We start from the raw sequence: 25,287 nt of genomic DNA, 5'->3' as shown, positions 1-25,287 counted from the left end.
TTAGTTCTTTTACGGACTTTTGTGTGAATATTCATCGAAAATTACATAACTACTTCTTTTTCAAACATAACCGTCAAAACCTCTTCATCCATCAATCGAGTTGATAAACCCTGTGTTTTTGGAATTTCATAATGGAAGAAATATTTCATCGTATGAATTTTACTTTCATAAAACGTTACATCATCGTTGTTATCTGACGAAACCAAGAGTTTTTGTTTGGCCACAACGGCTTGTTTGAGCCATTGCCATGCAACTACATTCAAACTAAACATTTCCATGTAAAGTGTGGCGTCCGACAAGAATCTTTCCACATCGCCTGTTCCTGCAATACTCAATAAATGTAGCGTAACTTTTTGAAGGCGTTCGCCTTCTTCTTTCAGAGAAAGGGCGTATCTTTTCAAATCGTCGTATTGTAAGGCCGACATAATTGTTTTACCAATTTCTTGAGCCAATAGCATTGTTGCTTTTCCGCCTGCCATTGGTACTTTACGGCCCAATAAATCTTGCGATTGTATGCCCGTTGTTCCTTCATAAATTGGCGTGATACGAATATCTCTGTAATATTGTTCGACTGGAAAATCTTCCGTAAAACCGTAACCACCAAAACATTGCACCGAATCGCTGATTGATTTCATGCCGTATTCGCACGGAAAAGTCTTGGCAATTGGCGTGAGTAATTCGAGCAGTAAATGTGCATTTTCTTTTTCTTCGGGGTCGTCAGAAGCTTCCGAAAGGTCGAAGTATTTTGAAGTTTCGAGCAATAATGATAACGAACCTTCAACAACCGCTTTCTGAAACAATAACATTCTTTTTACATCAGGATGCTGGATAATGGCAATTTGCGGAGCATCTAGTGCATGTTTTTGATTTAAACGACGACTTTGCGGGCGTTCTTTGGCGTATTCAAGAGCGGCATAATAAGCTGCTGAAGTAATTGACGCTCCTGTAATTCCGACACCAATACGAGCTTCATTCATCATCTGAAACATGTAGTTTAAGCCTTTGTTTGGCTCGCCCACTAAATATCCGATACAATCATCTTTTTTATCACCAAAACCTAAGTGCATTGCAGGAACACCTTTTTGTCCAAGTTTGTGATAAATGCCCATAGAAGTAACATCATTATCAGTACCATCCATTCGGTATTTTGGAATCACAAACAGCGAAATTCCCTTTGTTCCAAGTGGAGCTCCTTTGATTCGGCCAATAAATAAATGAATGATATTGTCGGTTGCGTCATGGTCTCCAGCCGAAATAAACACTTTTTGTCCACGCATTTTGTATGTTCCGTCAGCCAAAGGTTCAGCCGTAGAAGTGATATCCGATAACGAACTACCCGCTTGTGGCTCAGTTAAGCACATTGTACCTTGCCATTTTCCCGAAATCATGTTTGGAATATAAGTATCCTTCAACTCTTGTGAGCCAAAACTAGCAATTAGTCGAGCTGCACCAGAAGTAAGTCCAGTAAACATCATTCCGTTGTTGGCTGACATCAGAATATAGCCTAAAATGCTCGTAATTGTAACAGGCATTTGAGCTCCTCCATTGTCATAGTCAAAATCAGCTCCGATAATGCCCGACTCTCCGATTGCTTTCAAATAATCTTTGATTGCTGGATGAACCGTTACTTTTCCATCTTTTAACTCAGGTTGGTTTTTATCGACATCCTTTAAAAATGGAAACATCAAATTATCAGCAATTTGTGTTGCTGCGTCAATTGTCATGTCAAAAGTTTCCTTGTTGTGGTCGGCGTAGCGAGCGTGTTTCGTCAATGATTCTGCCTCGTGAACTTCATAAAGTAAGAAGTCAACATTTCGTTTATTGAAATAATTTTTTGCCATAGTTTTAAGCCTCAGAAAGGCTTCATTTTTTCGATTAAGAGATTGATGAACTTTGGTTTTTGAGCAAGCATTTTACATCAATCCTAGCATTTTTGCGTATTTCATCATTGCCCCAGGATTCGATAATTTAAGTTTACCCATCATCATGGCCATCATTGGGTTCATATCACCTGTTGCAATTTTGACGAAATCATCAGCATCAGCTTTTACCACACATTCGGGTGTTCCGACAAATCCTTCAACAAACTCAGCTTTACCATCGGCAACAACCATTGAGTAGTCGGCTCCACCGCCAAAATCAAAATGTAAAGTTGTTGAAACACCTTCAACGTCGCTTGCGGTTAGTCTTGAAGCGGTATTTTGTAAATATTCTTTAGCAGACATAATAGATAGTATGTTTTGTTTTTGGCTCAAAAAATGAGCCTTCGGTTGAAGATTTAAAATATTCCGAAAGTTAGTAAAAAAAGGAATTAATATTATGCAAGCATACTATTAATTTTTATTTGAAATTTGGCTTTCTCTCAAAAAAAGCTAATATTTGAATAAATAAAAGCGAATATTCGTAATACCGTAACAGGCGGTTCGGAAAACGAAGTTGTTATTTGTTACATTAAGGAGTTTCTATAGTATTTGGCAATTAACACAATATATTGATACCTAATCCCAAAAGAAAAGTACATAAAGATGTTACTTTTTCCTAACCAATTGGTCTAAATTGAAAAACAAAGCATTTAAAAATATTTCGGACGAGGAATTGGTTCGATTATACATCGATACACAGAGAAACCTTTATTTTGAAGAACTTTACGACAGATATGTTGATAAAGTTTATAGAAAATGCCTCTCTTTCGTGAAAAACGATGCCCAAGCAGAAGATTTTACGCATGATATTTTTCTTCGTTTAGTTTTGAAAATTGGGAGTTTTAAAGAACAAGCCAAGTTTTCTACATGGCTTTATTCGATTACCTATAATTATTGCATGGACCAAATCAGAATTGTTAAAAAACAAGCTGAGGTTGCGTTAGACGAAAATTTCGACCTTGAAGCCGAAGACGATGATTCTGAATTAGCCGAAATTCAAGGGCAAAGTCTAAAAAAGGCTTTGCAAAAAATTGATCCAGACGAGCGAGCTATTTTACTGATGAAGTACCAAGATGATTTTAGCATCAAGGAAATTGCTGATACTTTTAAAATCAGTGAAAGTGCCGTGAAAATGCGACTGATGCGAACGAAAGAAAAGTTAAGAAAGATTTATACCGAAAACATTGTCTTCTTCCTGATTATAATTGCTAAGGCAATTTGGTTTTGGAAAAAATAGTTGTAATTTTTGTAAATATTTATTTTCTAAAATAAAAATAGATGCCTGAAATTATAACAGATTTTGATGACAATGAAACCGCTCCAGAGCATCTGAAAGGTATGCTCACTGCCGAAATCGATGCGATTCGTGATGCGATGCAAATCGTCCAAATGTTTTTAGGAGAGCCAATGGTTGCCGCAGTAAAATTATTACAAGAATTAGAACCGAAAGACGAATAAATACACCCTACAACCTATTTTTTATAATTATTTCATGAAACAAACGCCAAATTTTACCGATACTTTGCTTGAAACCTTTAATGATATGATTAAAAGTTTCATGGGTTTTTTCTATAATTTAATTGGGGCAATTATTATTTTATTAATTGGCTGGATAGTTGCCAAAATGGTAGCCGCTGTTACTCAAAAAATGTTAGAAAGAGTCGGGGCGGATAAAATTGGAGAAAAACTGAATGAAATTGATGCCATTAAAAGTCTGAAATTAGAGATAAAATTGAGTTCGATTATCTCAAAAGTTTTATACTATTTTATTCTGATTTTTATGCTCAGACCAGCGGCCGATACATTGGGTGTTCCTGCAATTTCGGACATGGTAAAGTTATTGGTTGAGTTTATACCAAAGTTAATTTCGTCAGCTTTAATGCTTTCTGCTGGAATTTTTCTTGCAGATGCTCTCAAAAATTTTGTGGTTACACTTTGTAAATCTTTCAATATTGCCGCAGGAAAATTAATCGGAACGGCAATTTTCTTCTTCTTGTTAATCATCTTTGTGATTCAATCGGTTGCTCAAGTTGGTATCAATACGAGTTTACTAGAATCGAGTTTTAATTTATTGGTGGGCGGAATTATCTTTGCTTTTGCTATTGGTTATGGCTTTGCTTCAAAAGAAATATTACTCAATATTATTTCGTCTTTTTATAGTAGGAATAGATATAAAGAAGGTCAAGTGATTGAAATTGATGGCATTAAAGGCGAAATTATAGCCATTGATAATACCACGATTACACTTAAAACGATTGATTCTAAAACTATTTTTCCGCTACAAGTTTTACAATCTAAAAAAGTAATTGTATTTGAATAAATGGTATTAAACAAAAACTATGCGATTTTAACTTAATTTCGCTTAGATTTCTTTTTGTTTCTGTGAGCTTTATAGGGTTTTGTTACTATTTGTTCTTCCTAAAGTCTCAAAATACGTGAGAATGTTTTGCCATTTTTACTACCCATATATTATCAACTAAAATTCTCATTTTTAAATGAAAAAGGTTTTCTTAACAATTTGCTATTTTTCTTTTACCATCAATTTATTTGCTCAAGAATTACCTAAAAACCGTGAAGATTCATTGCGTATAGGGTGGTGGGACCCACGGAGTACGCAATTTGGTATTAATTTTTCTCAATCAGGTTTCAATGATGCTTGGTCAGGGGCTCAAGGTAGTGTTGGAAGCATTGGAATAGGTTTTATTTTTAATAATAAAGCAATTTATCATAAGAATAAAGGCGTTTTTTCGTCGGATATTCAATTTCAGTACGGAACTCAAAAAAATAATGGCCAAGATGCTCGTAAGAGTATTGACCGTATTTTTATGGATGTCAAATACGGAAGTAAATTAAGTCCAACAATTAATTGGTTTGCGGGTGCAAACTTTCTTTCGCAATTTGCTCCTGGATTTGCGTATGATGCAAGTGGGGTAAAAGGAAATAAAATTTCTAGTTTATTTGCCCCTGGGTTTCTTTCAGAAGGTGTTGGTTTGGAGTGGAAACCATTGAAATTCTTTGTTCTTCAGTTAGGTGGAGCTACGCTTCGTCAAACATTTATGACTAATGATATTGTTTTTGCCAATACACAACAAGAAGGTACTGAAGATGGCCAAAAGATATTTCGTTCTTATGGTGTTGAGAAAGGTAAGAAAGTGTTGAACGAAATGGGTTTTCAAGTAATAGCGGCTTTTGATAAAGATATTGCTAAAAACCTAAATCTAAAGTGGCGTTATCAAGGGTTTGTTGCTTATGCACCAAAAACAAAGCCAGTTGACCATAATATTAGTCTTGTAACGACCGCAAAAGTTAATAAATATCTCAATGTAAACTTTACAGTATTAGGTGTTTATGATGCTGATATTGTTAAGAAATTTCAGTTAAGTGAAGGATTAGCCGTTGGCTTTTTATTTACGCTGTAAGCCTATTTTTTTGATAAAATCCTAAACTATAAATTTATAAAACGATGTTAAAAGAATTTAAAACATTTATTGCACAGGGAAATGTCCTTGATTTAGCCGTTGGTGTGATTATCGGTGGGGCATTTGGTAAAATCGTAACTTCATTGGTTGATGATTTGATTATGCCAATTATCAATTTGGTTACTAATGGAGGCGTTACAGGAGGGATTGTTCTTCGTGAAAAAATGCTTGATGCAGCAGGAAAAGAAGTGCCAGCGATTATTATCAATTATGGTGGTTTTCTAAGCACTATCCTTAATTTTCTTATTATTGCTTGGGTTATTTTTTTGGTTGTAAAAGTAGCAAATAAGGCAAAAGTAACAGATAAATAATAGTTATTATGATTTTCAAAAAGCCCTTTTTGATTGCAAATAAGGGCTTTTTGCTATTAATAAATAACTAAAAGTATTTACCAAATTAAACAGATAAATTGGGCGATATTGTCACTTTTCTTGTTAAAAAACCTGTTTTTTTTATTAAATTTCCAAACTTGCCCCTTATAATAAATTTCTCATTTTTTTCTTTTCTTTCATTTTGAAATAATTTACATTTGTTACAGCTTTTAAATTTAGACAAGAATTTTGTAGAAATTTAAAGTCAACATCCGTGCTTATTTCCTATAATCTTAATCGGTGGTTTTTACTGCCAAAACAAAATCATGGAAACGTGGTTGAAAGACAAATTGCGTGGTGACTGGCAAATCTGGTTCATCATCGTACTCCTATCGTTGTTTAGTATGCTGGTTGTTTATAGTGCCAGCTCTGCTTTGGCCTACAAGAAAGCAGGTGGAAATACTGAAAGTTATCTGCTAACACATACGGCTCATTTGATTCTTGGCTTAATAGTAGTTTGGGTTATTCATCGCATTAATTACACCAATTATGCAGGTATTTCCAAAGTGTTACTTTGGATAACACCATTTTTACTGCTATATACATACTTTTTTGGAACAACCGTAGGTGGAACAAAACGTTGGATAAATCTCTTTGGGGTTTCGTTTCAATCTTCTGACTTAGTGCGTTTAGTGCTTATTACCAATTTGGCCGCTATGCTTGCTCGAAGACAGAATGTGGAATATACACGTAAAACACTCATTGAATTAATATTTTGGTGTGTTTTGCTTTGTGGAATGTTGGCAGTAACAAACTTTTCAACAGCAGTTATTTTAGGGGTAACTTGTTTTCTCATTATGTTCGTAGGCCGCGTGCCAAGTCGCTATTTATTCCGAATGTCAGGATTGGTAATATCAATATTGATTTTGATGATAAGTATTAGCGTTTATTTATATTCGACTGGTGTAGAGTTTGGTCGTGGACAAGTAGTGCTTGAGCGTATTGAAGCGTTTTCAAATATTGATATTAATAGAGATAAAATAATAGGAAACCCTGAAAGAGACGATAGTTTTCAGAAAGAACAAGCCATGATTGCTATTGCACGAGGCGGTACAATAGGTATTGGACCAGGCAATAGTTTTCAAAGAAATTATTTGCCAGAAGCTTTTTCTGACTATATCTATGCAATCATTGTAGAAGAATATGGATTAGTTGGAGCAGTAATGGTGATGGGGCTATATCTATGGCTACTGTATCGGGGACTAAAAAATGTGGAAAACACTAACCGAGCTTTTGGTGGTTTGCTTTGTGTGGGTCTTACGTTTAGTATTGTTTTTCAAGCATTTGTTCACATGTTTATCAACGTAGGTTTAGGGCCAGTTACAGGGCAAACACTTCCGCTGATGAGTATGGGAGGAACATCAATCTTGTTTACGTCTGTTGCTATTGGTATTGTTTTGAGTGTTACAAAGGGCGAATACGATGAAAAATCGATTCAATAAAACCTGATAAATTGATTATACGTAAATGAATCACGGAAGTTCAAAAATTATCATTAGCGGTGGTGGTACTGGCGGGCATATTTATCCAGCAGTAGCAATTGCTAATGAATTAAAGGCAATTAATTCGGCAAATGAAATCCTTTTTGTAGGGGCGGAAGGGAAGATGGAAATGGAGAAAGTGCCAAAAGCAGGCTATAAAATTATTGGTTTACCAATTGCGGGTATCAATCGCTCGAATATGTTAGCTAATTTAGGACTTCCATTCAAACTTATAAAAAGTCTTTGGAAAACGTATAAAGTTATTAAAGATTTTAAACCAGATGTTGCCATTGGTGTGGGCGGTTATGCAAGTGGTCCAACGCTAATTATGGCCAATTTTTTGGGCGTACCAACACTTATTCAAGAGCAAAATTCCTTTGCAGGTGTGACCAATAAGTTTGTATCAAAGCGTGCAAAAAAAATATGTGTTGCTTACCCTAATATGGAGCAGTTTTTTCCAAAAGAAAAAATTGTAATGACTGGAAATCCTGTAAGAAAAGATATTCTTGAAACAGCGTCTAAACGTGAACAAGCATTGAATCATTTTGGACTTGACCCCGAACGAAAAACCCTTTTGGTTATTGGCGGAAGTCAGGGAGCAAGAACAATCAATGAGGCAATATTTTCGGGACTTAATGAGTTAATCTCAAACGACCTGCAAATTGTTTGGCAAACAGGGAAATTGTTTATTGATAAAGCAAAATTTGGAGTTGAATCGTTGCAAACCAGCAGAGTGTATGTATCCGATTTTATTTATGAAATGGATTTGGCCTACGCTGTTGCTGATTTGGTTGTTTCACGTGCAGGAGCATTATCTGTTTCAGAATTATGTTTGGCAGAAAAACCGTCTATTTTAGTGCCGCTTCCAACGGCTGCCGAAGACCATCAAACCCAAAATGCCTTGAGTTTGGTCAATGTAAAAGCAGCATGGCTGGTAAAAGATGCGGAAGCGAAAGATATTTTGATTGAGAAAATAATAGAATTGGCTGAAAATAAGCAAGAGATGAGCCAACTCAGCCAGCAAATAAAAACATTGGCTAAACCCAATGCTGGCAAGGAAATCGCATCAGAAGTTTTGAAAATTATTAATGATAAAGCATGAAAATCTTTTTTTCCGAAAATAGAGTAGATTATTCAACTTACACATTCGATTATGCGATTTATTGTTTGAAAGAATCGCAAAGCGAGTTGTCTGAAATTTATGAAAAGGGTTTTCTACCTTACACAGGAAATTTGAGTATTGAAGGAGATATTTTTTATTTGGCTCGTAGCCTGAGAGTTGAATTGGATAGATTTGAAGATACTTCCGAAAATAGAAGAGTTAATCGTTTGGTTGAACCCTTAAATATTCAACTAGAAGTTATAAAAAAAGAAGATTTTGACTTAAATTCGACGGAGTTTGTGAGCCTTTGTCAAGAATATATTTCTCAACGCATCGGTGATGACAACATGAGCATGGAGCGGTGGCAATATATTTTGTCAAGACAAACAGGAACACATCTATTTAGGTTTAGTATTGAAGGCAAGTTAGTGGGGTTTGTTTTTGCGGTAATGGAAAACAATATGTTGCATTATTGGTTTGCTTTTTTTGATACTGAATATATGAGAAGCCATTCATTAGGAAAATGGATAATGTGGCGAGTGATTAGATGGGCAAAAGAAAATAATTTAAAATACGTTTATTTAGGAACGGCTTACAAAACATCAGCGTTGTACAAAATCAGAGACCATAAAGGTTTGGCTTATTTTGATGGTTTTCGCTGGAATAGAGACATCGAACGCTTAAAACTGTTGTGTAAAGCAGATTTAGAACCTAAAGTTGCCGATGAATTTAAAACATTGTCCGACCAAAATGAGTTTTTGAATCAACTAAATTACTGATTCAACATAAGTGTGTTATTAATTGAGTGTTACAATACTTTTTTTCCTAATATTTATAAGAGATGTTCCGTAATTTCAACTTCGGGAAAATTGGCAAAGTGCTGTTGGGAGTAGTGGCAATTTGTATTATTACGTTATTGATTGGATTTTCTAGCGATAGTTTTTCTTCAAATCGCTGTAAAAAAATCGAAATAAATATTAAAAACGCTGACCAGCAGTTTTTTGTCAATAATCAAGACATCGAAAGCCTAGTAACAAAATATGGCAGCGACCAATTAGTGGGTAAATTATACGATAAAATTGACCTTCGAGAAATCGAACAAAGAGTATTACGAAACAAACAAATAAAAAGCTGTCAGGCTTTTCGAGGAGTTGAAGGAAATCTTAATATTGACATCGAACAACACATCCCTATTGCTAGAATTTTAATGCCAGATGGTCGTGAAGATGTCTATGTAGATGCTGATGGAAGCTTTTTTCCACTATCAGACCGATATTCAGCAAGAATTTTATTGCTTTCGGGTGAATATTTCCGAAATTTGTCCAACTTTAAGTCAAAACGTCAAGAAAAAAACCTTCAGTTTATAAATTTAATCAATGAAGATGCCTTTTTAAAGGCACAGTTTACTCAGTTAGATATCGAGAAGAATGGAGATATTAGTATTGTTCCATTAGTAGGAAATCATGTGATTGAGTTTGGCGAACCGACAAATATTGAAAATAGATTAAATAGATTAAAAGTATTTTATAATCAAATCTTACCTGTAAAAGGGTGGGATGAGTTTTCGCATGTAAGTGTGAAATATGACGGACAGATTGTTTGTAAGTAAAAGCTGTGACTTTTAGCCTTACTTTTAGTGCTAAAAGCCTTAAAACAAAAGGATAATGAATAAGGGCGTAATTGTAGGCATTGACATTGGCAGCACGAAAATTTGTGCAGTGGCTGGCATCATGGACCAAGTCGGGAAAGTTAAAATTCTTGACATGGTAGAAGAGCCTACTCAACGAGGAAGGGTTTCAAACGGTACAGTAGTAAATTTAGAGTTTACCGCCCGAGACATTGACCGCATTCTTACAAAATTGTCTGATAAAGCTGATATTAATATTCAAAATGTTATTGTTAATATTTCGGGCGAGTATGTTGAAGGAAGAAGCCATCAAAACTTTTTAACCCGAAACGATAGTCGCACCACCATCCGTAAAGAAGAAATAGAAAAATTAGCGGTTGATATTCGCAAATCATTCCGCCCCACTGCTGGTAATGTTATTATTCATACATTTCCACAAGAGTTTATTATTGATAGAGCGTTAGTTCCAGAAAACCCAATCGGAAGATTTGGAGTTACACTTGGAGGTAATTTCTTTTTGATTTCTACCCCAAATGACCCACATATTGCTCTTCAACAAACCATTGAAAGTGTTGGTGTTAAAATTCAAGATAATAAAAGATTTGTTCCACTAAAAATAGTACATACTTTGTTTTCGCCCTTGGCTGATGCAATGTCTGTTCTAAGTGAAATAGATAAAAAACTTGGCGTTGCCGTAGTAAATATTGGTGGTGATACTACCGAAGTTGCTATTTTTCATGAAAGTGGGTTACGTCATATTTCGGTTATTCCTTTTGCAGGAAGAAGTATCACAAATGACCTCGTAAAGGCATTTCAAATACTTCCTGACCACGCCGAAAAACTAAAACTTATCATGGGAGATGTTCCTCCAAATGAAGTTGGAAAAAATGATATTATTAAGATTCCTGGCGTTGAAGGACTTCCTGATAAAGAAATTGTTGCCAAAAACGTAAGCATTATCATTGAAGAACGCTTAAAAGAAATTGCTGCAATGGCAATGGCTGAAATTATGCACTCTGGTTATGAAGGACAACTTATTAGTGGCGTAGTACTGACGGGTGGAACGGCGAATATTCGGATGATTAAAGATGTATTTGATCAAGTAACCAACGGAATGAATATCAGAGTTGGTAACACGATTAGAAATATAGGCGAAAGTGCTATTAGTAACATCGTTGACCCAAAATATGCTACTGTGATGGGCTTAGTTTTATCAGGGTTTTTGCCTTTAGATGAGCGAGTTCCGCAAGAAGTTATTTGGGGCAATATTCCAGAAAGCCAAATGTCAAATGGTAGTAATGGTTTTGAAACAAGAAATGTAGGCCGAACCAAAGAAGTAGAACCAACTCAGTACGAAGAACCAGCTAGTGGTGGCCTTTTTGGTTGGTTGAAAAGACAAGTTCAAGCCACCAAAAATGATTTTGGTGATGATAAAGGTTATACTTGATGAGATAAGATGCGTAATATATAATGTATCAGGCAATTATTTGATAGCCAAATAGTTACTAAGTAAGGTCGTTTTACGTCATAACTTATACTCAAAAAATATAAGAACAAAAACTTTCCTAATACATATAAAATCTATCGCAATGACACAAGAACCAGACTACGAACTAGTTGTTAAAAACAAGTTTAGAAACATCATCAAAGTAATTGGTGTAGGTGGAGCCGGCTGTAATGCCGTAAAACACATGCACAAAATGGGCGTAAGCGATATTGGACTGGTTATTTGTAATACCGACCAACAAGCCTTAGAGTCGGCTGCTCCCGAAATCAAACGCCTTCAAATTGGTATCGAACTTACCAAAGGACTAGGTGCGGGAACAGAGCCTTTAATGGGGAAAAAAGCCGCCGAAGAAAGCGAAAAAGCCATTCGTGAAATGCTCAAAGAACCAACCGAAATGGTTTTCATTACGGCAGGAATGGGCGGCGGAACAGGTACTGGTGCTGCTCCAGTAATTGCCCGAATTGCCCGTGAAATGAAACTTTTAACTGTTGCAGTGGTTACTGATCCTTTTACTTTTGAAGGCGAAGAAAAGATTTTGCAAGCAAAAGCAGGTATTGAAGAATTGAAAAAGTGTAGCGATACCGTTCTAATTATTAAAAACGAACGTTTAGAAAAACAATTCGGCGATATGGACATTGAAGAAGCTTATGCAAAAGCAGATGATGTCTTGGCTAATGGTGTTAAAAGTATTGCAGAATTAATCACTCGTCCAGGTATTATCAATCTTGACTTTGCTGATGTTAAAAAAGTTTTAGGCGGTGCAGGTCAAGCGGTGATGGGTACGGCTGAGGCCGAAGGAGATAAAAGAGCGGAAGATGCTATCAAATTAGCTTTATCGTCGCCTTTATTGGAGAGTAATGATATTAATGGTGCTCAACGAGTTTTAGTAAGTATTGCTTACAGCCCAGAGCATAAAATAAAATTGTCTGACCAAACTTTGGTGACAAAATTTGTAGAAAGTCAAATTCAGACTAAAGCACGTTTATTTAAACACGGTTTTGCGATTGATAAAAACTTGGGTAAAAAAGTACGTGTTACAATCGTAGCAGCAGGTTTTGATATGGTTTCCGAAATTGAAGAAGTGGTAATACCATCTATGCCAGTTCACGAGTCAATTATGAGCAATGGAAGTGCCAAAGAAATTTCAAAACCCAAACCGATAATTGTTGATGAAGTTCCAATTAAAATTGAGCTGGAGTCAAAGCCAGAAATCAAAGATACAACAGAACAAATCAAAATTATGATTCAGAAGTTTATGCGTGAAGGATATCGAAATCCAGCTTTGAATACAACGCCAACTTATATTCGTAATGGTGTTGAATTGCAAGATTTGAAAAAATTGAAGCAGAATGGTAGAGTATTGGAATATGAATTAGACCAATTACTTGCCATGATGGAAACCGCCAGATAGTTAGTTATTTGATTTCATAAAAAAACGGCCTTGAAGAATGCTTTAAGGCCGTTTTTTTATGAATTAATTAAAATATTTTTCTAAGATATTGTCAATACTTGATTCTTTTTCGTTGAGAAAAATCGGATTATGAAAATCATGCAATTTGCTCAATAAATAAAAAAGCTGAATTTTTTCTGAAGAATTGAGTTTTCCCGAAATAATTTGACTCACTTTTAACATTCCATCAAAAGATTTGAATAATTCGGTTTGTCCTAAAGCTGTAATTTTCAAACGTTTGCTTCTTTTATCGGTCAAATCATTGTACTGTTCGAGTAGATTATTAGCAATGAGACGTTTGATAATTTCCATCCCCGTATTTTTTTCGTGAATATTTTTCTCAATTACTTGTGTTTTTGTTAAATCTCCTTGTTGCCAAACGGCCGCCAAATAACCAAAATCATCAAGTGTCAACAAAGTTGATTCTTCTAAAGCTTTTTTAATGTAACCCTTTGCATAACGATACAAAAAGGCAACTAATTGACCAATATTATTGGTGTCATTTTTTGCATTTACATCAATTGTTGGCTTAGAAGAAGCAAGATTTTTTAAATATTTCTGATTCAGAAATAAAACAAAATCTTCCATTTTGATTGCTTTTGAAGCAGTTTCACCTTCAAAATCTTCCAAATTGGCTATTAATTCCTGTAAAATTGTATAATTCATTTGAGTGAAAATATCTGAAATTCAAACATTTATGTTTTAATTGAAATCTTAAAAAAGTGTTTTTTAAAGCTAAAAATAAAAAAATGGTATAAAAACAAAACAAATTAAAACATAGATTGTTAATATACTAATTAAAACAAAAACACACTAAAATTGTTATTGAATAGATTAAAATTTAAGGTTTATGCAAAAGTTATTTATCATATTAAGTTTTACATTTTTTCATTTTGGTATTGCACACGCACAACGAACTGGTGAAATTCAGGGAACAATCAAAGACCGAAAAACCCAAGAGCCGTTAATTGGTGTAACGATTCAAGTAGAAAATACCCAAAAAGGCACACAAAGCGATGTCGATGGAAACTTCAAAATCTCAGGTATTCCGACGGGAAGTTATAATTTAAAAGCCACTTACGTTGGTTACAAGGAAGCCATAAAATTTAATATTGTTGTTTCTTCGGGAAATGCCAATATCATCAACTTTGTCATGGAAGAAGATTCAAAACAACTCAACGAAGTTCAAGTAGTTGTGAATCGTTCGGTTTCGGTGGCTTCTACGGAAACACCTAACTCGATTCAAAAACTTTCGACCGAAGAAATTAAGAATAACCCAGGAGGAAATTTTGATATTTCACAAGTAATTCAAGTGTTGCCAGGTGTTGGCGGAACGAGTGGTGGAGGAGCATTTCGCAATGATATAATTATTCGTGGAGGAGCTCCAAATGAAAACGTTTATTACCTTGATGGTATCGAAGTGCCAGTTATCAACCATTTTTCTACGCAAGGAAGTGCGGGTGGACCGACTGGAATTTTGAATGTTTCTTTTATTGAAGATGCAACTTTGGCTTCGAGCAGTTTCAATGCAAAATATGATAATGCGTTGTCGTCGGTGCTACAATTTAAACAAAGAGATGGAAATAAAGACCATTTTCAAGGAAATTTTAGGGTAAGTTCGAGCGAAGCTGCAGCAACTTTTGAAGGACCGTTATCTAAAAAAACAACGTATTTAGTTTCGGCTCGTCGGTCATATTTGCAATATTTGTTTCAACTCATTGATTTGCCGATTCGTCCTAATTATTGGGATTTTCAATATAAAGTTACCCATAAAATTAATGCCAAAACAACACTTACTGCTATTGGTTTAGGAGCGATTGATAAGTTTTATTTTGGTGTTCCACGAGAAACTAGTCCAAGTAAAGAATATATTTTACGTGCTTTTCCTTACATTAATCAATGGAATTACACCGTTGGTTTTACACTAAAACGTTTACTCGAAAACGGTTATATGAATGTTTCTTTAAGTAGAAATATGTATGATAACTCACTCGAAAAATACGAAGATGGCAAACAAGAATCGAAAGGTTTGGTTACGCTTGATACAAAATCACAAGAAATTGAGAACAAGCTGAGAATTGATGTCAACAAATTTATTGATAAATGGGAGTATTCTTACGGTGTAAGTAGCCAATTTGCGAAGTATAATGCCAATTCATACAATCGCTTAAGAAAAGAATTACGTAATACCGACGGAAATATTATACAGCCCGAAGTCGCTTTTAGATTTAATACAGCGGTAGATTTTTTTAAATTTGGTGCTTTTGGACAAGTTTCACGTAAATTTTTTGATGAACGTCTAAACTTTTCAGCAGGAATCAGAACTGATATGAATAGTTTTACGAACGAAGGTATGAATCCGCTTAAAACGTTGAGTCCGAGGGCGGCAGCGAGCTATAGTTTTGCTAATAAATGGCGAGTAAATGCTTCGCTTGGGAGGTATTATAAATTGCCAATTTATACTGTTTTAGGTTTTCGAGATAATACTGGAACATTGGTTAATAAAGACAATAAATACCTCCAAAGTGACCATTTTGTGAGTGGGTTAGAGTTTATTCCTCGCCCATCGACACGTTTTACATTGGAAGGTTTCTATAAAATTTATAATAACTACGCAGTTTCTGCACATGATGGAATCTCGTTGGCAAATCAAGGAGGAGAATATGGAGCGATTGGTAACGAAAAAATAGAAAGCATTGGTAAAGGAAAATCGTATGGAGTTGAGTTTTTTGCTCAACAGAAACTCCAAAAAAATCTTTTTGCTGTATTTTCTTACACACTATTTTGGAGTCAATTTTCTGGGAAAGATGGTAAATTTATTTCATCTGCTTGGGATAGTCGACATTTAGTGGCTTTGCAAGTTGGTCGTAAATTTAAGAAAGGATGGGAATTAGGCGGAAAACTTCGTTTTTATGGCGGAGCTCCTTACACACCTTTCGATTTGGAAGCATCACAAAAAAACTACGCCACGTTGGGGGTTGGTTTGCTTGATTATTCTAAATTGAACACTTTGCGTTTGAAAAACTTCAGTCAATTTGATTTCAGAATTGACAAGAAAATAAATTTTCGTAAACAAAGCTTTGATTTCTATTTTGATATTCAAAATGCACTTTTGGCGAAAAACCCATCTTTTCCAAATTATACTTTTGAGCGAACAGCAGATAATTCAGGTTTTGCTACAACCGATGGAAAAACACTTAATCCAAACGGTTCAAATGCTATTCCTTTGATTATAGCTGATGCAACTGCCAACGTAACACCAGGTTTAGGTTTGATTTGGGAGTTTTGAGAGGCTGAATTAAATAGTGGATTAAATATTTACAAAAACGCATGAAATTACTTCATGCGTTTTTGTTTTTCAGCATATTTCGATAAATTCACTACTCAAACTCATCGAAACTAAAATACCCTAAAACTATGCCTTCACGCCGTAATTTTTTAAACAAAGCCGCCTTGGTTGCAGGCTCTTCATTGCTGCCAACATTGAAAGCTTTTTCAATGGATGATTTATTAAAAATTGGAAATTTAGGTCAAAATAAATCTGCTACTGCTCTTGCAAGCGATGAAGATTATTGGTGGCAAATTCAACAAGCCTATACAGTTTCACCGCAAATTATTAATTTGAATAATGGTGGAGTGAGTCCGTCACCGATGGTTGTACAGAATGCCGTTGAACGATATAATAAGCTGGCAAATGAAGCTCCTAGTTATTATATGTGGCGAATTTTAGACCAAGGTCGAGAGCCATTGCGTGAAAATTTAGCAAAATATGGAGGAGTTTCTCCCGAAGAAATTGCGATTAATCAAAATGCAACAGAAGCACTCGATACTGTAATTATGGGTTTGCCTCTACAAAAAGGTGACGAAATAATTATGAACAGATATGATTATCCAAATATGTTGCACGCTTGGCGGCAAAGAGAATTGCGTGAAGGTCTGAAGATAAATTATGTTGAACTAGATTTACCCGCAGAAGACAATGATTTGGTCGTAAAAAAATATGTTGATTTGATGACACCTCGCACCAAAGTTGTACATATTACGCATATTATTAACTGGAATGGGCAAATTTTACCTGCCAAAAGAATTGCAGAAGAAGCACATAAAAGAGGAATTGAAGTTTTGGTTGATGGAGCTCATTCGTTTGCCCATCTCGACTATAAAATTACTGACTTGGATTGCGATTATTTCGGAACAAGTTTACATAAATGGCTTTCTGCTCCAATTGGTTCAGGAATGTTTTGGGTGAAAAAAGAGAAAATCAGTAAGATTTTTCCACTTATTCCGAATGATAAACCTAATTCGGACAATATTCGTAAGTTTGAAAACTTAGGTACTCGCCCATTCATGATTGAGCAGGCCATCGGCCAAGCTCTTAATTTTCAGCTTGCCATCGGAAACGCTCGAAAAGAAGCTCGTTTACGCTTTTTGAAAGATTATTGGGCAAAGGAAGCAAAGAAATTACCAAAAGTTAAAATGAATACATCTTTAAAAGCTGAGTTTTCAGGAGCTTTAGCTCATTTTGGTATAGAAGGATTAGAAGCAGGAAAAATTGAGAGCGAACTTTTCGGGAAGTTCAAAATTCATACATCGCCAATTAAATGGGAAAAACTAGACGGAGTAAGAGTTACTCCGCATGTTTATACTACGTTGGGTGATTTAGATAGACTTTTAGAAGGTGTGCAGTATTTAACGAAGTTGTGAAAATATATTTAAGGGCTAAAAAAGCGAAAAATTCTTCGCCTTTTTAGCCCTTAAATGTTACAGTTGGTCAATTATTGTCCAACAATATCAGTTTTCATTGCAGCCAACGCACCCAATAATTGACTTTTTGGTTTTGGCAAGACTTTGAATTTATCTAAAGATTTTACTAAATCTTCCACTAAAGCGTTAAAATCAGCTTCCGAAATGCCCATTCCTTTATGAGCAGTTTTCATATCAAGTCCAGTATATTTTTCAGGTCCTCCCGTTGCCATTCCTACTTGATTAATCAAGTTATTACGTAGTTTCATCAAGCGAGTTGGGTTCGCTGCTGCATCCGCAAAAAAAGCGTTGATTCTTGTATCACCTGCAACATTTGTAATAAATTGGTCAATTACAGCCGAAATAGCAGCATTTCCTCCTAATTGTACATAAAGTGAGGCATTTGGTTCAACGATGTCAGCTTTCATTGTTGCCAAAGCACCTAATAATTCATTTTTCTCGGTCATTGGTACACTAAATTTATCTAATGCTTTTGATAAATCATCTACCAAAGCATTGAAATCTGCCTCTTGAATATTCATTCCTTTGTGAGCCGTTTTCATGTCAAGTCCAGTATATTTTTCAGGTCCACCTGTTGCCATTCCTACTTGATTAACCAAGTTATCACGTAATTTTTTCAAACGAGCAGGGTCAGCGGCGGCATCGGCAAAGAAAATATTGATGCGAGTATCGCCCGCAACGTTAGTAATGAATTGGTCAATTACAGCCTGAATGGCGGCATTTCCCCCTAAACGAACATACAATGACTTAGGAGCTTCTTCCATAGTCTCTTTGCAAGCAGTGAAAAATAAAGCTCCCGCAAGCAATAAATAGACGGTTTTTTTCATAATGATAAATTGTTTATAGTTTAAAAATTAAAAATGAACTCAGTCTCCTCTTTCAAATGCTATCAATAGTAAAAAAATGAGCAAAAAAATACTGTATCGCAAAAAATGCTTTTGCGAAAAATATAGAGATACTAAAATCGGGGAATGCTGTTTAACTAATTTTAAAATAAGCCACAAGAAAAGCGATCTATCGTAAACAAAGCGTCTGCTTCATGTTTGTGAAGAAATCAATATATTGCATCGGAATAGGGCATTTTGGGCCATCCATTTTGGCAAAGTTTACTTTTGACGCAACGAAGTCTTTTTGTTGAACTAATGTTTGTAAAGTTGTTTCAGAAACGTCATTATCATAAAAAGTAATGCTTACCGTTTTGAAAGTTGGATTTACGGTGCAAGCTGTTACGCCTTTTGTTGCAGAAAGTTTTTGTGAAATAAGTGAGCTGTCGGCTGAATCTAGGTTTTTGTTGAGGTCAAAAACTGCCAAATGAATTGGTTTTAAATCAAGTTTTTGTGAAAGTGTTGGTTCTTCCCAATTTGCCCAAACCAACATTGATACAAATAATGTTAAAACCAAGAATCCAGTAATTTTTGTGAATTTAAGAAAGAAATTTTTCATAACTATCAAGTTTTAATTTGCTGTCTGATTGCATTTACGAGTAAATCGAAAACTTGGATTTATTTTCCAGAAAAGTTTTAAAAAAACAAAATCGCAAGTCTGAAAGGCTTGCGATTTTAGTATTTGTACTTTTATTTCAAAAACAATAGTTAGATGCAAACATTCACGATAAGCATAAACTCATCCATTTCGATTTCGGCGGCATTTGTTGGTGTTTCTGACAAAATTTCTAAAGAAACTGCCTGAACTTCCTGACTAATGTATTCACGGTTGGCATTAACGGCATCAGCGAGCGTTTGGTCATTATTTAAAAGCTGAATTTTGATTTTATCTGTTACTTCAAAACCGTTATCTTTTCTGAAGTTTTGAATACGATTAACAAAATCACGAGCGATTCCTTCCTGACGAAGCTCATCAGAAATATTGATGTCCAATGCAACAGTAATACCAGCATCAGAAGCAACCAACCATCCTGGCACGTCTTCGGTTTGAATTTCTACATCTGTTAAAGTGATTGAAAATGCATCATTTAAAATGAGTAATTCACCTGTTTTTTCTAATTTTTTTAAATCATCGCTGCTCATCGCTGAAATTTCATCAGCAACGGCTTTCATTGACTTGCCAAATTTTGGCCCTAAAGTCTTGAAATTTGGTTTCACTTTTTTCTTCAAGATTCCGCCAATGGCTGTTGCAGAATCATCATCAATGTATTCGAGGGCTTTGATATTTACCTCAGACTTAATGATGTCTTCTACATGACGAATTTGTTCACGGACATTTTCTGACAAAACAGGAATTAAGATTCGTTGTAAAGGCTGGCGAACTTTGATTTTGTGCGTTTTTCTTAAAGAATGAACCAAAGAAGAAATGGTTTGAGCCAAATCCATTGAAGCTTCTAAGTTTTTATCAACCCAGTTTTCTTGGTATGGCGTCCAATCAGTAAAATGTACTGATTCATGGCGAAGTGGCGTGTTGTTGGCTTTTGCTTCTTCACGCACGCAATCGGTCATACCTTTATATAGCCAATCACCATAAAACGGAGCGATTGGAGACATTAACTGTGCGACAGTTACCAAACAATTTTGGAGAGTTTCGTAGGCAGCTTTTTTGTTTTCGGTCATTTCTCCTTGCCAAAAACGACGACGGCACAAACGCACATACCAGTTAGATAATTGGTCACAAACAAAATCTTGAATCAAACGACCAGCTTTGGTTGGATTATAATCGTCAAATTGCTCGCCAACTTCTTTTACCAAAGTATATAATTTTGACTGAATCCAGCGGTCCATTTCGGGCAAACGCTCATAAGGAACTCGGTCAGTCTCGGTCATTTTATAATTATCCAAATTGGCATAAAGTGCGTAGAAATTATAAGTATTTGAGAGCGTTCCGAAGAATTTTCTTTGTACTTCGCCAATACCATCAATATTGAATTTCAAATTGTCCCACGGTTCGGCGTTTGTAATCATGTACCAACGAGTTGGGTCAGCACCATATTTGCCCAAAGTATCAAATGGGTCAACAGCATTACCAAGGCGTTTTGACATTTTATTGCCATTTTTATCAAGAACAAGACCAGTTGAAACGACATTTTTGAAAGCTACCGAATCATACAACATTCCTGAAATAGCATGTAATGTAAAGAACCACCCACGAGTTTGGTCAACTCCTTCCGAAATAAAATCGGCTGGATAATTTGCTTCAAAAATCTCTTTATTTTCAAAAGGATAATGCCATTGGGCAAAAGGCATAGCCCCCGAATCAAACCAAACATCAATTAAGTCGGTTTCACGTTGCATTACTTTTCCGCTTGCCGAAACCAAGAAAACCTCATCAACATAAGGGCGGTGCAAATCAAATGTGTTGGCATCAAATGATTGAATAAACTTTTCATTTTTTGCTTTTTGGTCTTGGTTCAAAACCTCATCTTTCAATGCGTGTTTGATTCCATTGACCAATTCTTCAACCGAACCAATACAAACTTCTTCTCCATCTTCCGAACGCCAAATTGGCAAGGGAGTTCCCCAATAACGACTACGGCTCAAGTTCCAATCAACTAAATTTTCAAGCCAATTGCCAAAACGACCAGTTCCTGTGCTTTCTGGTTTCCAATTGATAGTTTTATTCAATTCTACCAATTTATCTTTCATGGCAGTTGTACGAATAAACCAACTATCAAGCGGATAATACAAAACAGGTTTATCTGTTCGCCAACAATGCGGATAAGTATGTTCGTATCGCTGAACGTTGAATGCTTTATTTTCAGTTTTGAGTTTAATGGCAATGCGTTCGTCAACCGAAAGGTATTTATCACGTTGCTGTTTGATTCTTTCCGCTTCTTTTTCTTCATCAGTCAAATAAGCTTCTTTTACATATTCAAAAGCAAAATCAGTAATTTCTTTCACGAAACGTCCTCTACGGTCAACAACTGGCACTTCTTTCCCTGTTTCATCTTTTACCATGATTGACGGAATGCCATGTTGTTGAGCCACTCTAAAGTCGTCAGCACCAAAAGTTGGTGAGGTATGAACGACGCCAGTGCCATCTTCGGTCGTTACAAAATCACCGATAATTACTCTAAAAGCAGGAGCTTCAGGCTGTACATAAGGCAGTAATTGTTCGTATTCAATACCATCCAAATCTGAGCCTTTACACTCAGCAATAATTGTCCAAGGAATGATTTTTTTATCAGAAGCCTCAAAACCATCAAAATCACCATCTTTACCTTTTTCGGAGAAATACTTCCCTACTAAATCTTTTGCCAACACTACATTTACAGGCAAATATGTGTAAGGATTAAAGGTTTTCACCAAAACATAGGTAATATTTTTACCAACCGTCAAAGCCGAGTTTGCAGGAAGTGTCCACGGTGTTGTTGTCCAAGCCAAGATAAAGACATCTCCTTCACTGGCATTGAAAAGAAACGCCGACTTATGGTTTTTTATCACTTTAAATTGAGCAGTCAAAGAAGTATCTTTTACATCTTTGTAAGTGCCAGGCATATTCAATTCGTGTGAACTCAATCCTGTTCCTGCTGCGGGCGAATATGGTTGAATCGTATAACCTTTATAAAGTAATCCTTTTTTGTAGAATTCTTTCAATAAATGCCAAATACTCTCAATATATTCATTTTTATAAGTAATATATGGATTTTCGAGGTCAACCCAATAACCCATTTTTTCAGTTAAATCATCCCATTGGTCAGTAAAACGCATGACGGTTTCACGACATTTTTGGTTATACTCCTCAACACTAATTTTTTTACCAATGTCTTCCTTTGTAATACCTAACTCTTTTTCTACTTGAAGCTCAACAGGTAAACCGTGCGTATCCCAGCCACCTTTACGTTTTACTTGAAACCCACGCAAAGTTTTATAACGACAAAAAATATCTTTAATCGAACGAGCCATTACGTGGTGAATGCCAGGTGTACCATTGGCAGATGGTGGGCCTTCAAAAAATGTAAAAGTTGGCGAACCTTCACGTACTTCAATTGATTGCTCAAAGATTTTATTTTCTTTCCAGAATGCTAAAACTTCGTCGGCAATAGCGGCATAATTGATTGATTTATATTCTTTGTAGTGCATGATGAATGATAAACTGGTAAATCAAAAATTGTTTAAACATTGGTTTTTGTTGTGAATGATTGTTTTCAGAATAGCTTATTTGTAAAAAACAAAAACCATTCTAGAACAACGCATATCATTTTCAACAAAACTTTCAACAACCCAATAAACCGCAAAGATAAGGATTTTTTACCCTTCAAAGAACATTATTCAAGCACTGATTATACAATTCTATCCTTCGTTTTTATAAGAATGCTAGAAATTTGACAATAATTCAAATTTTCAACCATGATAATATCAATAGCCGATTAAACAAACCGATAAATTTATTGATTTTCATCTTTCAAACCTTTGTTGCCATTAAATAAAAAACCATGCAAATAGAGAGATAATAATTGAGAGAATACGTTATTTATATGCAATTTTGTAGGTATAATTGGCGTATTAACCATATATGAATACTTTTTCAAAGATATTTTTTCTTCTGTTTGTTTCAGCAAGGGTTTTGGCACAAGGTGTGTGTAACATTACGACTGGAGTTGAAAGAGGTGGTTTTACTTTCGATGGGCCATCGTCGGTTTGCATTGGTCAAGAAATAAAATTGAAAGATATTTCTGGAGGAACGGATGTAAAATATGTATATGGCTATAATGGAGAAAATGCTGCCAAACTTGTCAATGTCAGTTCGATAACTGTTCCCAAATGGACTTTCTTGGCCGCAGGACAATATGTAATCTTACAATACGGCAAAAAAAATGGCAAAGACATGTATTATTGCGATGTTGTTTATGTCAGAGAAAATAACAAGCCAGACATAAGTTACGAAGCATGCAATAATTCTGTTATTCAACTCACTATCAGAAATTCGCCAGCCAATAATTTTGATTCATACCGAGTAAAATGGGGCGATGGCAGTATTGATAATATTCCTGTTGGTACAATACTTCCTTATTCCATAAAAAAAACATTTCCGCCATCAAACACACAAAATCTTTTGGTCGAAGGAATTTATACAATTCCAAATAATTGTCCTGCTGCTCAGCCAATTACCGTAAAAATGGACAGAGGAGAAATGTTCCCTCGAATCGAAAAGTTAGAATTGAACGAAGACGGAACTGAAGCAACAATCACCCTTAAAGGAAATCCCGACGCCGAATACAATATTTCTAGTCGTTCAATTGATGAATCGGGTAATCCGATTAGTTTTTTACCCGATAAAGTGAAATCAGGTGTTTTCAAAATGCCAATTACAGATAAAACAAAAAGTCAATGCTTCTTCGTTGGTAGGTCTGGAGCATTATGTACCGAATATTCAAATGAGGTTTGTACATCTCCTTTTATATTAAAGCCAATTGACGATAAAAATGAGATTTCTTGGCAACCCATTCCAACTGGACAAATTCAGAATACTGGTGTATTTACGTTCATCAATCAAGTAAATAATCAAATTATTAGAGAAGAAGGAAATAATAAAACTATTTTTAGTAATGTCAATAGCCCTTACATTGATAATACGGCCGATTGTAGTAAAAAATATTGTTATACACTTTCATCAAAAGTAACGCTCGCTTATGCTGGATACACTACTGCGAATTATGTTGAAACAGCAACAGTAAGTCAAAAACAATGTATTAACCGTGATAGCGTTCGACCGCCTGCTTTAACAGATGGCTTTGCTTCGGTGACACCAACTAATGCAGTTTCGATTAATTTTACTGATAATAGTTCGTGGACACTAGATAGAAATATATACCGCCTTTATAGAGTTGAGTCAAATGATTTTAAAAAAATAGATAGTGTTTTAACTGTTCAAGTTTTAACAGATGCGGTTGATGCATCGCAAAAATCATATTGTTATCAAGTATCTTTTGTTGATAAATGTGACAGCGAGTCGGAACTTTCACCTGCTTTTTGTTCAGTTTTTCTCAATCAAGCCAGCAATGGACTTTTACAATGGTCAAGTACATCTCCTTTTGGTAATACATTAGTCAATAGTTATGTAGTGCAGAGTTTTGACGAACTTACTAACTTACCATCAATTGAGCAAACAAATAATCCTAATGAGCATACCTATAAACCTATTTTGGATAATTTTGAAGTGGAGGCAAAATATAGGATAAAAATATTTTCAGCTGATGGAAAAGAAAGTTTTTCAAATATTTTTTCAATACCAATTGAAATAAAGTTATTTTTACCAGATGCTTTTTCTCCAAATAGTGATAATATAAATGATAATTTGGAAGTGAAAGGGTTGATTAACCGAATTATTGATTTTGAAATAGTAGTGTATAATCGTTGGGGAAATGCTGTTTTTAGCTCAAACAGTCCATTAGAAACATGGAATGGTCAGGTACAAAACACCTTAGCCCCCACAGATACTTATACGTATAAAATTTATGCGAAGCTCAATGATGGTAAAGAGTTGAAAAAAAATGGTAAATTTGTACTTTTAAGATAATTACCCCCCTTTTCACCGATTACTATAAGTAGAGATTTACGTCTGAAATTTAGTTGCTAATGTAAAGCAACTAAGAGACAATATTGAACGTATGTATCTATAAGTCTTGTAGTGATG

At 35.2% G+C, this 25,287-nt stretch carries 20 protein-coding genes; 14 read left to right on the top strand and 6 right to left on the bottom strand.

Annotation, left to right across the window (positions count from 1 at the left end; all coding sequences use genetic code 11):
- Nucleotides 1–41: 41 nt before the first annotated feature.
- Together MJQ71_RS14375 and MJQ71_RS14370 are read right to left on the bottom strand one after the other, a co-directional pair.
- On the bottom strand, nt 42–1,841 hold the full coding sequence (locus MJQ71_RS14375) for an acyl-CoA dehydrogenase (RefSeq protein WP_238807325.1): 1,800 nt from the start codon (nt 1,839–1,841) through the stop codon (nt 42–44).
- Between the two features lie 72 nt (nt 1,842–1,913).
- Nucleotides 1,914–2,225, bottom strand: coding sequence for an SCP2 sterol-binding domain-containing protein (locus tag MJQ71_RS14370; protein WP_238807324.1), 312 nt, complete (start codon nt 2,223–2,225; stop codon nt 1,914–1,916).
- Nucleotides 2,226–2,556: 331 nt separating this feature from the next.
- On the opposite strand from MJQ71_RS14370, the gene MJQ71_RS14365 reads away from it, so the two are divergent.
- The 11 genes from MJQ71_RS14365 to ftsZ all read left to right on the top strand — a co-directional run bounded on the left by MJQ71_RS14365 (nt 2,557) and on the right by ftsZ (nt 12,900).
- A complete protein-coding gene (locus tag MJQ71_RS14365; protein ID WP_238807323.1) occupies nt 2,557–3,159 on the top strand; it encodes an RNA polymerase sigma factor in 603 nt (200 codons plus the stop codon).
- A 41-nt stretch (nt 3,160–3,200) separates the two neighbouring features.
- Nucleotides 3,201–3,380, top strand: a complete 180-nt coding sequence (locus MJQ71_RS14360) for a hypothetical protein (protein ID WP_238807322.1) — start codon at nt 3,201–3,203, stop codon at nt 3,378–3,380.
- A gap of 34 nt (nt 3,381–3,414) precedes the next feature.
- Nucleotides 3,415–4,242 carry a mechanosensitive ion channel family protein gene (locus tag MJQ71_RS14355; RefSeq protein ID WP_238807321.1) on the top strand — a complete coding sequence of 276 codons (828 nt, stop codon included), beginning with the start codon at nt 3,415–3,417 and terminating at the stop codon, nt 4,240–4,242.
- 175 nt (nt 4,243–4,417) lie between these two features.
- The gene (locus MJQ71_RS14350; RefSeq protein WP_238807320.1) at nt 4,418–5,341 is read left to right on the top strand and encodes a DUF3078 domain-containing protein; all 924 of its coding nucleotides are present in this window, start codon (nt 4,418–4,420) and stop codon (nt 5,339–5,341) included.
- 44 nt (nt 5,342–5,385) lie between these two features.
- Nucleotides 5,386–5,712: a large conductance mechanosensitive channel protein MscL gene (gene mscL, locus MJQ71_RS14345; protein ID WP_238807319.1), complete on the top strand. Its 327-nt coding sequence runs from the start codon at nt 5,386–5,388 to the stop codon at nt 5,710–5,712.
- 326 nt (nt 5,713–6,038) lie between these two features.
- Entirely contained in the window at nt 6,039–7,214 is a 1,176-nt protein-coding gene (locus tag MJQ71_RS14340; RefSeq protein ID WP_238807318.1) for an FtsW/RodA/SpoVE family cell cycle protein, read from the top strand.
- Between the two features lie 25 nt (nt 7,215–7,239).
- Entirely contained in the window at nt 7,240–8,355 is a 1,116-nt protein-coding gene (gene murG, locus MJQ71_RS14335) for an undecaprenyldiphospho-muramoylpentapeptide beta-N-acetylglucosaminyltransferase (RefSeq protein WP_238807317.1), read from the top strand.
- Complete coding sequence (locus MJQ71_RS14330; protein WP_238807316.1) at nt 8,352–9,134, top strand: GNAT family N-acetyltransferase; 783 nt, start codon at nt 8,352–8,354, stop codon at nt 9,132–9,134. The genes murG and MJQ71_RS14330 overlap by 4 nt, the downstream gene beginning before the upstream one ends.
- 62 nt (nt 9,135–9,196) lie before the next feature.
- The gene (locus tag MJQ71_RS14325; protein ID WP_238807315.1) at nt 9,197–9,964 is read left to right on the top strand and encodes a cell division protein FtsQ/DivIB; all 768 of its coding nucleotides are present in this window, start codon (nt 9,197–9,199) and stop codon (nt 9,962–9,964) included.
- Between the two features lie 55 nt (nt 9,965–10,019).
- Nucleotides 10,020–11,429: a cell division protein FtsA gene (gene ftsA / locus MJQ71_RS14320; RefSeq protein WP_238807314.1), complete on the top strand. Its 1,410-nt coding sequence runs from the start codon at nt 10,020–10,022 to the stop codon at nt 11,427–11,429.
- A gap of 142 nt (nt 11,430–11,571) precedes the next feature.
- Nucleotides 11,572–12,900, top strand: a complete 1,329-nt coding sequence (ftsZ, locus tag MJQ71_RS14315) for a cell division protein FtsZ (protein WP_238807313.1) — start codon at nt 11,572–11,574, stop codon at nt 12,898–12,900.
- A 63-nt stretch (nt 12,901–12,963) separates the two neighbouring features.
- Here ftsZ and MJQ71_RS14310 read toward each other — a convergent pair whose 3' ends face one another.
- Nucleotides 12,964–13,605: a MarR family winged helix-turn-helix transcriptional regulator gene (locus MJQ71_RS14310; protein WP_238807312.1), complete on the bottom strand. Its 642-nt coding sequence runs from the start codon at nt 13,603–13,605 to the stop codon at nt 12,964–12,966.
- Nucleotides 13,606–13,789: 184 nt separating this feature from the next.
- On the opposite strand from MJQ71_RS14310, the gene MJQ71_RS14305 reads away from it, so the two are divergent.
- Together MJQ71_RS14305 and MJQ71_RS14300 are read left to right on the top strand one after the other, a co-directional pair.
- Complete coding sequence (locus MJQ71_RS14305; RefSeq protein WP_238807311.1) at nt 13,790–16,228, top strand: TonB-dependent receptor; 2,439 nt, start codon at nt 13,790–13,792, stop codon at nt 16,226–16,228.
- A 128-nt stretch (nt 16,229–16,356) separates the two neighbouring features.
- On the top strand, nt 16,357–17,643 hold the full coding sequence (locus tag MJQ71_RS14300; RefSeq protein WP_238807310.1) for an aminotransferase class V-fold PLP-dependent enzyme: 1,287 nt from the start codon (nt 16,357–16,359) through the stop codon (nt 17,641–17,643).
- Nucleotides 17,644–17,714: 71 nt separating this feature from the next.
- Here MJQ71_RS14300 and MJQ71_RS14295 read toward each other — a convergent pair whose 3' ends face one another.
- The 3 genes from MJQ71_RS14295 to ileS all read right to left on the bottom strand — a co-directional run bounded on the left by MJQ71_RS14295 (nt 17,715) and on the right by ileS (nt 22,733).
- A complete protein-coding gene (locus MJQ71_RS14295; protein ID WP_238807309.1) occupies nt 17,715–18,530 on the bottom strand; it encodes a group I truncated hemoglobin in 816 nt (271 codons plus the stop codon).
- Between the two features lie 187 nt (nt 18,531–18,717).
- Nucleotides 18,718–19,146 (bottom strand): hypothetical protein, encoded by a 429-nt coding sequence (locus tag MJQ71_RS14290; protein ID WP_238807308.1) that lies wholly within the window; start codon nt 19,144–19,146, stop codon nt 18,718–18,720.
- Between the two features lie 149 nt (nt 19,147–19,295).
- On the bottom strand, nt 19,296–22,733 hold the full coding sequence (ileS, locus tag MJQ71_RS14285; RefSeq protein WP_238807307.1) for an isoleucine--tRNA ligase: 3,438 nt from the start codon (nt 22,731–22,733) through the stop codon (nt 19,296–19,298).
- A 433-nt stretch (nt 22,734–23,166) separates the two neighbouring features.
- On the opposite strand from ileS, the gene MJQ71_RS14280 reads away from it, so the two are divergent.
- On the top strand, nt 23,167–25,170 hold the full coding sequence (locus MJQ71_RS14280; RefSeq protein ID WP_238807306.1) for a T9SS type B sorting domain-containing protein: 2,004 nt from the start codon (nt 23,167–23,169) through the stop codon (nt 25,168–25,170).
- Nucleotides 25,171–25,287 lie beyond the last annotated feature (117 nt).

This window comes from Emticicia aquatica (assembly GCF_923079645.1).
Taxonomy (GTDB): Bacteria; Bacteroidota; Bacteroidia; order Cytophagales; family Spirosomataceae; genus Emticicia; species Emticicia aquatica.
Note: the sequence above shows the minus strand (reverse complement) of the source record. Positions and strands in the feature narration are given on the sequence as shown.